An 11,171-nucleotide genomic window follows, 5' to 3' on the forward strand; every position below is an offset into this window, starting at 1 on the left:
TTTAAAATGAAAATGACAACAAAAGAACTTTGTATCCATGGCTTGCTGAGTGCGCTGGTGGCGGTATGCACAATGGTATTCCAGATACCCGTTTCGGCAACGCAGGGATACATCCATTTGGGGGACAGCATGATCTTATTAGTAGGGGTATTCTTTGGTGCAAGATATGGCATGGTGGCAGGTGGCATCGGCTCTGCGCTGGCAGATATCCTGAGTGGTTACGCCCACTGGGCACCCTTTACCCTGATCATCAAAGGTTTGATGGGCTGGCTCATCGGTAAGATCGCCGGCGGCGCGTGTGACAGAGAAAAATTCTTTACAGCCCGCAATATGACAGCATCCGTTGTTGGTATCATTTGGATGGTGGTTGGCTATTTTATCGGCGGCGGTATCCTGAAAAGCAGCTTCCTCGTAGCAGCGACATCCATTCCTGAAAATATTGTGCAGGGCGTGGCAGGCATGGTGATCTTCTTTGTCGTTGGCACAGCTTTCCATAAAGCGAATATCTACAAGATCGTATCTCAATAACAAATGGGCTGAAAAGTCGGAAAAATACTTTTTGAAGCGTACTTAAAAAACGAAAACCGAAAGAAATCCTTGTGATCGAGGGTTCTTTCGGTTTTCGTTTTTGGCGGTATGATGGCGGAGGGGCTTTTTCGATACATTTCACGTTGACCATGGGATATCCTATATGATACGATGAATCGATGAAAAAGAATAAAGGAGGTCGCTGAGATGGAGTGGATCTTGGAAAAGGACGGGCAGCTGCTGCGGTGGCTGATGGAACGGTTTTCCCATCCTGTTCTGGATGAAATGATGAGATTTGTTTCTTCCCTTGGAAACAAGGGGATGATCTGGATCGCCATTGGCATACTGTTACTGCTGTTTGGCGTGAAAAATAAAAAACGGAGAAACGGCGGTTTGCTGGTGCTGCTTTCTCTGGCGGTGAATTTTCTGGCATGCAATGTCATTCTGAAGCCGCTGGTGGATCGGACACGGCCCTATTATGTGCTGGACTATACCCCGCTGATCCCGCCGGTGGGGGATCCTTCCTTCCCTTCGGGGCATACCTCCGCTTCTTTTGCGGCAGCAACGGCCATTTATGCCATCAACAAAAAATGGGGGATTGCGGCATATATCTTTGCGGCGGTCATGGGATTTTCCCGTTTGTATCTGGGGGTGCATTTTCCGACAGATGTGGTCTGCGGGGCGATCCTTGGAACGGTAATGGCAAAAATCGTGATCAAAGTATATTTGACAAAATCAGTGAAAGAAATCTGATTTATAAAAATATGACTATTATTTTTTTAAATAAGTTAAAATTCGATAAAAAAGGAGTAAATGCGTTGCAAAAATCAGAAGGATGTATTAGAATAAGAGCATAAGTTTGTTAAAAAATTGTCCTTTCTGGACAAACATGTATCCATAAGGAGGTTTACTCAATGGCAATCCCTGTTATTTACCAGTTGATCACCATGATGATCCTGATGGTCGTCGGGGTCATCTTACATAAAAAGAATATTCTGTCTATTGCCAATGCGAAGGGGCTTTCCATCATTCTGACGAATGTAGCTGTGCCCTGTAACATGGTCGTTCTGTTGCAGAGGGATTTTTCTCCTGAAATTTTCAGGGGATTCCTGATCACCTGTCTGGCGACTTATGGCATGTGCTGCGTGGGCGCGCTGATGTTCTTTATCGTGGGCAAATTCATAAAGATGAAGCCTGCGGAGCTGGGGCTGTTCAGCGGCGGCGGCGTTTACAGCAACGTGATCTTTATGGGGCAGCCTCTGATCCTTGCCATGTATGGTGCGGAAGGGCTGATCTTCTGTGTAGCAGTTATGTTTACCTGTAACGTGTTCCTGTTCACAGTATGTTCTGTACTGTTTGCCATGGGCAGTGATCAGAAAAAGAACCTCAAGACGATGGCGAAAGAGATCTGTACCAGCCTGATCTGCATTTCTGCAGTGGTTGGTGTGTTCTGTTTTGTAAATGAGATCCATCTGCCTCAGTCCGTTTATGATGTGCTGCAGTATTCCGCAAATACAACGGTTTGTCTGTCTATGATCTATATCGGTTCTCTGCTGGCGGCGGCAAATGTAAAGGAAATCTTCAAAGATAAAGTGGTATATATCTTCAGTTTCTTCACATTGATCATTATGCCTATTATCACAAAAGCCATCTGCCATACCTTCATGAGCGGCATGGCGCTGAGTGTGCTGGTGGTACTGATGGCGACACCTGCGGCGGCGGCACTGCCTTCCTTTGCGGATCAGTACGGTGCTGATGAAAAGAGAGCGTCTCAGTATGCCTTTGTGTCTACGATCTTCTCCGTAGTTACCTTACCGTTGGTAGCACAGTTCCTGTGCTGATGGAATCAGAAGAAAAGGCCCCTTCCTTTCTGAAAAAGGAGGGGCTTTTCTATGGATTGTGTGCAATCTATGAAAAAATTGGTCAAAAATAACAAAATTCATTGGGAATTTTGGTATATCTGCGTAGGTCAAGGGACTTGATTTTTATGTATACAATCGTTTATACTTATGAGTGGGACAGAATATGACTTGGTCCACAGGGAGTAGTTGAAAAGATACACGCCGCACCGTTGTGCAGAAAAAGAACAGGGCTTTACGCACGGTAGGTTGATGGCAGTGTATTTGTTTTTTTCGGGACGCCCCCTAGAGGGCATTCGTGAAAAAGGCAGATGCTGTTCTGTGGAGGAAGGAACCTTCGACGAGGAAGGTTTGCATATTCCACGTTATTATCATTATCCACTATTTATTTAAGAAACAGGGGGATTATTATTATGACAAGCTTAGTTTATCTGGCTCCCATTCTGGGTGCCGTAGCTCTGCTGTTCGCTTTCGTTCTGGCTGGTAAAGTAAACGCTATGGACGAAGGTACAGACAGAATGAAAGAAATCGCTGGCAGCATCAGAGAAGGTGCAAATGCTTTCCTGAGCGCAGAATACAAAATTCTGGTAATTTTCGCAGCGGTTCTGTTCGTAGCGATCGGTTTCGGTGTAAACTGGCCTACAGCAATCTGCTTCGTGTTTGGTGCGATCTTCTCCACACTGGCAGGTTTCTTCGGTATGAAAGTAGCAACAAATGCAAACGTTAGAACTGCAAACGCAGCTAGAACAAGCGGTATGAACAAAGCCCTGTCTATCGCATTCTCCGGCGGTGCAGTTATGGGTATGTGCGTAGTTGGTCTGGGTCTCTTGGGCGTAGGCGCAATCTATGCATTCACAGGCAATGCTGACATCCTGTTCGGTTTCTCTCTGGGTGCTTCCTCCATCGCGCTGTTTGGTCGTGTTGGCGGCGGTATCTACACAAAAGCAGCCGACGTTGGTGCTGACCTGGTAGGTAAAGTAGAAGCTGGTATTCCTGAAGATGACCCTCGTAACCCCGCAGTTATCGCTGACAACGTAGGCGATAACGTAGGTGACGTAGCTGGTATGGGTGCTGACCTGTTCGAATCCTATGTTGGTTCCATCATCTCCGCAATCACACTGGGTCTGATCTACTTCTCCGCAGAAGGTGCTCTGTTCCCTCTGCTGCTGTCCGGCGCAGGTATCATCTCTGCGATCATCGGTACATTCTTTGTTAAAGGTGATGAAAAATCCAACCCTCATAAAGCTCTGAAAACAGGTTCTTACACAGCAGCTGTACTGGTAGCGATCTGCTCCGTAGCTCTGTCCATGAAACTGTTCGGCGACTTCAAAGCAGCGATCGCAGTTATCGCTGGTCTGGTAGTTGGTCAGGTGATCGGTGTTATGACAGAAGTTTACACATCCGGTGACTACAAACACGTTAAGAAAATCGCAGACCAGTCCGAAACTGGCCCTGCTACAACAATCATCTCCGGTCTGGCAGTTGGTATGGAATCCACATGCATCACAATCCTGCTGATCGTAGTTGGTATCTACATCGCTTACACAGTATGCGGTCTGTACGGTATCGCTCTGTCTGCTGTAGGTATGCTGGCAACAGCTGGTATCACAGTAGCCGTTGACGCTTACGGTCCCGTAGCCGACAACGCTGGTGGTATCGCAGAAATGTCCGGTCTGGATCACTCCGTAAGAGAAATCACAGACAAACTGGACGCAGTTGGTAACACAACAGCTGCTATGGGTAAAGGTTTTGCGATCGGTTCCGCAGCTCTGACAGCTCTGGCTCTGTTCGTATCCTATGCTGAAGCAGTAAAACTGTCCGCAATCGACCTGCTGGATCCTAAAGTAATCATCGGTCTCTTGGTTGGCGGTATGCTGCCTTTCCTGTTCTCCGCATTCACAATGCAGTCTGTAGGTAAAGCAGCGTTCGAAATGATCGAAGAAGTAAGACGTCAGTTCCGTACAATCCCCGGTATCATGGAAGGTACAGGCAAACCTGACTACAAAAAATGCGTAGAAATCTCCACAACAGCAGCTCTCAAAGAAATGCTGGTACCCGGTATCATGGCAGTTGCAGCCCCTATCATCGTAGGTCTGCTGCTGGGCACATCCGCTCTGGGCGGTCTGCTGGCAGGCTCCCTGGCATCCGGTGTTATGATGGCGATCTTCATGTCCAACGCTGGTGGTGCATGGGATAACGCGAAGAAATATATCGAAGAAGGTAACCACGGCGGTAAAGGTTCCGATGCGCACGCAGCTGCAGTTATCGGTGACACAGTTGGTGACCCCTTCAAAGATACTTCCGGTCCTTCCATCAACATCCTGCTGAAACTGATGACAGTAGTATCTCTGGTATTCGCTCCTCTGTTCCTGGCAGTTGGCGGTATCCTGTAATCGATACAATAGCAAAAAAGAAAAGCGAACTCGAAAGAGTTCGCTTTTTTTGTGTGGAAAAATGTCTGAGAAGGCTATTCGAGGGGACGAGAGAGGAGAGAAATCGGAGGAGGATTTTCAGAATATTGAAGTTGTGGGGCAAAAAATGCCCCAATTATTGAAAAAAATACATCGCCTGCTCTTGTGTGGAAGAGGGGTTTAGGGTATTCTAGATAGCAGAGGGGATTTTTCTCCCCTGTTCTGCATAAGATAAAAAGTGGTTTCGGCGGGTGGAGAACGACCCCACGCCGCAGATTGTCAGCCCACTCATGAGAGTAATGGAGTGACTTTGGTAGAAATGACCAACTCGAATTCGTTTTTTTGGAATAATTTTTTGTAGATTTGGTGTGGTGGAAAATGTCCAGCCGTCGCAAATGTAAAAAATGACGGGAAAGAGACGAAAATGTTGTGTTTTTTTGCAAAAGTGGTATAATTTTTTACGCGGAATGTTTTTGCGGTTGATGGATTAAAATTTTAAAAGTGAACAACACAAAAACAAATTGCATCAAAAAAGATTACAGGAGGTAATGTAATATGAGCAAGAAATATGTTTATATGTTTAGCGAAGGTAATGCGTCCATGAAAAACCTGCTTGGTGGTAAGGGTGCAAACCTGGCTGAAATGACAAACCTGGGCCTGCCCGTTCCTCACGGCTTCACAATCTCCACAGAAGCTTGTACAGAATACAATGAAGGCGGCAAAAAACTGACAGACGAAATGATCGAACAGATCGACGTTGCTCTGGGCAAGCTGGAAGAACTGGCTGGCAAAAAACTGGGCGACCCCGAAAACCCCCTGCTGGTTTCCGTACGTTCCGGTGCAAGAGCATCCATGCCCGGTATGATGGATACTGTTCTGAACCTGGGTCTGAACGATGTTTCTGTTGAAGGTCTGGCTAAGAAAACAGACAACCCCAGATTTGCTTACGACTCCTACAGAAGATTTATCATGATGTTCGCAGACGTAGTAATCGGCGTATCCAAATCCAAATTCGAAAGAAGACTGGATGAATATAAAGAAGAAGTTGGCGCGAAATATGACACAGATCTGACTGCAGAAGACCTGAAAAAAGTAACAGCAATCTTCAAACAGATCTATTTGGATGACCAGGGCAAAGACTTCCCTCAGGATCCTAAAGAACAGCTGCTGGAAGCAGCGATGGCGGTATTCCGCAGCTGGGATAACCCTCGTGCATTCGTTTACAGAAGAATGAACGACATCCCTTACAGCTGGGGTACAGCAGTAAACGTACAGATGATGGTATTCGGTAACATGGGTGACACATCCGGTACCGGCGTAGCTTTCACAAGAAACGCTGCAACAGGCGAAAAAGCAATGCTGGGTGAATATCTGGTGAACGCACAGGGCGAAGACGTTGTAGCTGGTGTTCGTACACCTAACCCCATCGCAAAACTGGCAGAAGATATGCCTAACGTATATGACCAGTTCATGGAAATTGCAAACAAACTGGAAAATCACTATAAAGACATGCAGGATATGGAATTTACTATCGAAGAAGGTAAACTGTTCTTCCTGCAGACAAGAAATGGTAAGAGAACAGCTAACGCTGCACTGAGAATCGCTGTTGAAATGGTAGAAGAAGGCCTGATCACAACAGACGAAGCGCTGATGAGAGTAGAACCCAAACAGCTGGATCAGCTGCTGCACCCCGCATTCGACCAGGCTGCGCTGAAAGCTGCAAAATCTCTGGGCAAAGGCCTGCCTGCATCCCCCGGTGCTGCTGCAGGTAAAGTATACTTCACAGCAGAAGAAGCAAAAGCAGCTGCAGAAGCAGGCGACAGAGTAATTCTGGTTCGTCTGGAAACATCTCCTGAAGATATCGAAGGTATGGCTGCATCTCAGGGTATCCTGACAGTTCGCGGCGGTATGACATCTCACGCTGCAGTAGTTGCTCGTGGTATGGGCACATGCTGCGTATCCGGTTGTGAAGAAATCAAAATGAATGAAGACGCAAAAACATTCACGCTGGGCGGCAAAACATTTGCAGAAGGCGACTACATCTCCCTGGATGGTTCCACAGGTAACATCTACGGCGAAGATATTCCTACAGTAGAAGCAGAAATCACAGGCAACTTCGAAACATTCATGAAATGGGCAGATGCAAAGAGAAGCCTGAAAGTAAGAACAAACGCAGATACACCTCACGACGCACAGGTTGCGATCGACTTTGGTGCAGAAGGTATTGGTCTGACAAGAACAGAGCACATGTTCTTTGAAGCAGACAGAATCATGAAATTCAGAAAAATGATCATGTCTGATACAGTAGAAGAAAGAGAAGCAGCTCTGGAAGGCATCGAACCTTTCCAGAAAGAAGACTTCAAAGGCATCTACAAAGCAATGAAAGAAAGACCTGTTACAATCCGTCTGCTGGATCCTCCTCTGCATGAATTCATGCCTAACACAGAAGAAGAATTCGCACAGCTGGCAGAAATGACAGGCAAAACTGTAGAAGAACTGAAGATCAAAGCAAGAGGTCTGCATGAACTGAACCCTATGATGGGTCACCGTGGCTGCCGTCTGGCTGTAAGCTACCCTGAAATTGCAAAAATGCAGGCAAAAGCGATCATGGAAGCTGCTGTTGAAGTTTCTGAAGAAGAAGGTATCAACATCGTTCCCGAAATCATGATCCCTCTGATCGGCGAAATCAAAGAACTGAAATTCGTTAAAAATATCGTAGTAGAAACAGTAGAAAAAGTTTTCGAAGCAAAAGGCAGAAAGCTGGACTACCTGGTTGGTACAATGATCGAAATCCCCAGAGCGGCACTGACAGCAGATGAAATCGCTACAGAAGCGGAATTCTTCTCCTTCGGTACAAACGACCTGACACAGATGACATTCGGTCTGTCCCGCGACGACGCAGGTAAGATCCTGTCTGACTACATCGACAAAAACATCTACGAAGTTGACCCTACAGCAAGACTGGACAGAACAGGTGTTGGTCTGCTGATGAAATGGGCGGTTGAAAAAGCAAAACCCGTTCGTCCTGACATCCATCTGGGTATCTGTGGTGAACACGGCGGTGACCCTTACTCCGTTGAATTCTGCCACCTGATCGGTCTGGACTATGTATCCTGTTCTCCTTACCGCGTACCTATCGCAAGACTGGCTGCTGCACAGGCTCAGCTGCAGTTCCCTAGATAAGTCGCTGGTACTTAACAGGAATTTGAGTTAGTACATAAAGGCGTGTCTTTTGACACGCCTTTTCTTTTGGAGGCATATATGAAAAAGAAAGTGGCTTTTGTATGCGTACATAATTCCTGCCGCAGTCAGATGGCGGAAGCATTGGGCAAAGCTCTGGCAGGAGATGTATTGGAATGTTATTCTGCCGGAACGGAAACAAAACCGCAGATCAATCAGGATGCAGTGCGTCTGATGAAGGAAAAGCATGGCATTGATATGGAGAAGGAGCAGTATTCCAAATTGCTGGAGGAGATCCCGGTGGTGGACATTGTCATTACCATGGGATGCAATGTAAGTTGTCCTTTTTTGCCCTGCGAAATGAGGGAAGACTGGGGACTGGATGACCCCAGCGGCAAAACGGATGCAGACTTCCTGCTGGTGATGAATCAGATAGAAGAGAAGGTAAAAGAGCTGCGTCGGCGCATTCTGGGAATGGAATAATTGGAAAAAGATGGTACGAAAAGGGTCTTTTTGTAAAAAAGAGACTCTTTTTTTATTGGAAAATCGATGAAAACATTGAAAAAAGGGGAAGTGTCATGTACAATAGACAGCGGATTTATTTTGAAGAAACTTTAAGGAGGAAATTTTCATGTCTAAAGAAAAGAAAAAACTGCCTTTGGCGTTATGGATCTTTGTGGGTCTGGTTCTGGGCTGCATTGCCGGTGCAGCACTGATGAAAACGCCTGAAATTGCGGTAAACTACATTAAGCCCTTTGGTACACTGTTCCTGAATCTGGTGAAATTTATCGTAGTGCCTATCGTGCTGTTCTCCATCATGAGTGGTGTAATCTCCATGAAAGATATGAGAAAAGTCGGTAGCATCGGTATTAAAACGATCCTGTACTATATGTGTACAACAGCGGTAGCGGTTGTGATCGGTATGACTCTGGCGAATCTGTTCAAGGGCAACTTCAATCAGTTGGCTACAACAGGTCTGGAATATGAAGCAGCGGCAGCGCCCAGCTTCCTGCAGACGATTATCGATATTTTCCCCAGCAACGCAGTGGCACCTATGGTGAACGCAAATATGCTGCAGGTAATCGTGATCGCGCTGTTCTTTGGTTTTGGTACGATTGCGGTTGCTGAAAAAGGCAAACCTTTTGCTGATTTCGTAGAAAGTGCTAATGCTGTTTCCATGTTTATTATGGATGCCATCATTAAACTGAGCCCTATCGGTGTATTCTGTCTGATCACCCCCGTAGTGGCAGAAAATGGCCCTAAGGTTCTGGGCGACCTGGCAATGGTTCTGGGCGTAGCATATATTGCATATATCCTGCACATGGTTCTGGTATATTCTGCAACTGTAAAAGCGCTGAGCGGTATGAGCCCTGTGAAATTCTTCAAGGGTATGCTGCCTGCCATCATGTTCGCTTTTTCCAGTGCATCTTCCGTGGGTACTCTGCCTCTGAATCTGGAATGTGTACAGAAACTGGGCGCGAAAAAAGATGTTGCCAGTTTTGTACTGCCTCTGGGTGCGACTATCAACATGGATGGTACAGCGATCTATCAGGGCGTTTGCGCGATTTTTATCGCAACATGTTATGGTATTGACCTGACACTGGGCCAGCAGATCACGATCGTTCTGACTGCAACACTGGCTTCTGTTGGTACAGCAGGTGTACCCGGTGCAGGTATGATCATGCTGGCGATGGTTCTGCAGAGTGTTGGTCTACCTGTAGAAGGTATTGCTCTGGTAGCGGGTATTGACCGTATTTTCGATATGGGCCGTACAACAGTCAATATCACAGGTGACGCGGCTTGTACGCTGTGCGTTTCCAAAATGGAAGAAAAGAGACAGGCTGCCATCGAAGCAAGAATGAAAGCGTTGTAAGGATATTCTTTTATATAAAAGAAAAAAACCAACTGGAATACAGTTGGTTTTTTTTATTCGCATTCATTCGGTTTAGTGATGATATGGAGATCCAATTCGCCTTCTTCGCCGGGGAAGTGGAGGGTCTGGTCTTCTTCGTTGGGGATATATTGCAGGATATCCTGAACGGTGCAGTTCAAAATGCGGCAAAGATCATTCAGCGTTTTCGTGGAGATGTCTTTATTGTGTTTTAACCGATGGAGTGTACTGTGAGAAAGGTGGTATTTGGTTGTAAGGGTGTACCAGTTTTCTGAAGACTGCTCCAATGTTTTCCAGAAGGGGCTGTAATCGATCATAAAATCCCTCGTTTCTAAAGGATATGGACAATATCTTTTCTTACCAAAAGTATAAAATCTATTCAGAAACTTAAATATCTTCGATAAAACGAATATAATGGGGTGGGAAGAGGTGATAAGATGAAGAAAATGATCGCGATCGTTTGCGGATTGAGTCTGCTGATGGGGATAACGGTGGCGGAGGCCAAAAAAGGGGATGGTTTTTGGGGAGGTATTCTGCAGAGCAGGGGGATACAGCAGAATATAGAAGAAAAGGAAATGTGGCGTAAGGAGTTGGGAGAAGAGAGAAGCCTTCTATTATATATAGATGAGAAAGGGAATCTGGATATGTGCTTTACAGATGGGCCGTGGATCTACCTGACGGAAGAATTGATGGGCTGCGTGAAGGTGGCAGGGAGGCTGCTTTGGGAAAGAGAAGAGGCGATGTCAAAATAAAGTGAAAAAAGTTGAAAAAAGTGTTGACATTCGTCGTAAAGCGTGTATAATAATTAAATGTGCCTGACGAAAAGGCGCGAAAAACAAAATATCGGCAAGATTTACAGCGAATGTTTTAAAAGAAAAACGTTGACAAGCGGAATCTGATCTGATATAATAACTTTCGCTGGTGAGAAAAAGCCAGACAAGCTCAAAAAAAGAATTTGAAAAAATTCAAAAAAGTGCTTGACAACAAAATGAAGATTTGATAAAATGATCTTCGACCGCTGCAAAAGCGGATTGATCCTTGAAAACTGAACAATGGATATGAATAACACACAACCCATAGTCAATTCAAGCAAACGGAAACGAATGCTAAATGACTTTTACCGGTTTAGCAAAACCGGAACACAATTAGCCAGAAAATAAAATCTGGCCACGATTTAAACTTTAATATAAGAGTTTGATCCTGGCTCAGGATGAACGCTGGCGGCGTGCTTAACACATGCAAGTCGAACGAAGAAGAGTTGAATGAGAGCTTCGGCAGGATTTCTTCTCATCTTAGTGGCGG

The 11,171-nt window shown here is 45.7% G+C and carries 9 protein-coding genes and 1 rRNA gene; 9 read left to right on the forward strand and 1 reads right to left on the reverse strand.

Annotated elements, in window-relative coordinates; translation table 11 throughout:
• From ACJMLT_RS03805 to ACJMLT_RS03835, 7 genes are all read left to right on the forward strand, one after another.
• Positions 1 to 528, forward strand: a 528-nt coding sequence (locus ACJMLT_RS03805; RefSeq protein WP_405726836.1) for an ECF transporter S component, incomplete at its 5' end; no start/stop codon positions are given.
• Positions 529 to 735: 207 nt separating this feature from the next.
• Positions 736 to 1,281, forward strand: a complete 546-nt coding sequence (locus ACJMLT_RS03810) for a phosphatase PAP2 family protein (RefSeq protein ID WP_405726839.1) — start codon at positions 736 to 738, stop codon at positions 1,279 to 1,281.
• 161 nt (positions 1,282 to 1,442) lie between these two features.
• A complete protein-coding gene (locus ACJMLT_RS03815; RefSeq protein WP_405726842.1) occupies positions 1,443 to 2,369 on the forward strand; it encodes an AEC family transporter in 927 nt (308 codons plus the stop codon).
• Positions 2,370 to 2,800: 431 nt separating this feature from the next.
• Positions 2,801 to 4,780, forward strand: a complete 1,980-nt coding sequence (locus ACJMLT_RS03820) for a sodium-translocating pyrophosphatase (RefSeq protein ID WP_405726845.1) — start codon at positions 2,801 to 2,803, stop codon at positions 4,778 to 4,780.
• Between the two features lie 573 nt (positions 4,781 to 5,353).
• A complete protein-coding gene (gene ppdK, locus ACJMLT_RS03825) occupies positions 5,354 to 7,981 on the forward strand; it encodes a pyruvate, phosphate dikinase (RefSeq protein WP_405726848.1) in 2,628 nt (875 codons plus the stop codon).
• 78 nt (positions 7,982 to 8,059) lie between these two features.
• On the forward strand, positions 8,060 to 8,461 hold the full coding sequence (locus ACJMLT_RS03830) for an arsenate reductase ArsC (RefSeq protein WP_405726851.1): 402 nt from the start codon (positions 8,060 to 8,062) through the stop codon (positions 8,459 to 8,461).
• Positions 8,462 to 8,609: 148 nt separating this feature from the next.
• Positions 8,610 to 9,851, forward strand: coding sequence for a dicarboxylate/amino acid:cation symporter (locus tag ACJMLT_RS03835; protein WP_405726854.1), 1,242 nt, complete (start codon positions 8,610 to 8,612; stop codon positions 9,849 to 9,851).
• 53 nt (positions 9,852 to 9,904) lie between these two features.
• Here the strand turns inward: ACJMLT_RS03835 and ACJMLT_RS03840 are convergent, their stop codons facing one another.
• Positions 9,905 to 10,186: a helix-turn-helix domain-containing protein gene (locus tag ACJMLT_RS03840; RefSeq protein ID WP_405726857.1), complete on the reverse strand. Its 282-nt coding sequence runs from the start codon at positions 10,184 to 10,186 to the stop codon at positions 9,905 to 9,907.
• Positions 10,187 to 10,306: 120 nt separating this feature from the next.
• On the opposite strand from ACJMLT_RS03840, the gene ACJMLT_RS03845 reads away from it, so the two are divergent.
• Together ACJMLT_RS03845 and ACJMLT_RS03850 are read left to right on the forward strand one after the other, a co-directional pair.
• A complete protein-coding gene (locus ACJMLT_RS03845) occupies positions 10,307 to 10,621 on the forward strand; it encodes a hypothetical protein (protein WP_405726860.1) in 315 nt (104 codons plus the stop codon).
• Between the two features lie 430 nt (positions 10,622 to 11,051).
• Positions 11,052 to 11,171: ribosomal RNA gene (locus tag ACJMLT_RS03850) — 16S ribosomal RNA — on the forward strand; the annotation flags it as partial.

Source organism: Anaerotignum sp. (assembly GCF_045122575.1).
In the GTDB taxonomy this organism is placed as follows: Bacteria; Bacillota; Clostridia; order Lachnospirales; family Anaerotignaceae; genus Anaerotignum_A.

What these genes read in the sequence shown, in the direction of transcription:
- ACJMLT_RS03810 (WP_405726839.1), top strand. Translation starts at nt 736, where the DNA reads ATGGAGTGGATCTTGGAAAAGGACGGGCAGCTGCTGCGGTGGCTGATG.
- ACJMLT_RS03815 (WP_405726842.1), top strand. Translation starts at nt 1,443, where the DNA reads ATGGCAATCCCTGTTATTTACCAGTTGATCACCATGATGATCCTGATG.
- ACJMLT_RS03820 (WP_405726845.1), top strand. Translation starts at nt 2,801, where the DNA reads ATGACAAGCTTAGTTTATCTGGCTCCCATTCTGGGTGCCGTAGCTCTG.
- ppdK (WP_405726848.1), top strand. Translation starts at nt 5,354, where the DNA reads ATGAGCAAGAAATATGTTTATATGTTTAGCGAAGGTAATGCGTCCATG.
- ACJMLT_RS03830 (WP_405726851.1), top strand. Translation starts at nt 8,060, where the DNA reads ATGAAAAAGAAAGTGGCTTTTGTATGCGTACATAATTCCTGCCGCAGT.
- ACJMLT_RS03835 (WP_405726854.1), top strand. Translation starts at nt 8,610, where the DNA reads ATGTCTAAAGAAAAGAAAAAACTGCCTTTGGCGTTATGGATCTTTGTG.
- ACJMLT_RS03840 (WP_405726857.1), bottom strand. Translation starts at nt 10,186, where the DNA reads ATGATCGATTACAGCCCCTTCTGGAAAACATTGGAGCAGTCTTCAGAA.
- ACJMLT_RS03845 (WP_405726860.1), top strand. Translation starts at nt 10,307, where the DNA reads ATGAAGAAAATGATCGCGATCGTTTGCGGATTGAGTCTGCTGATGGGG.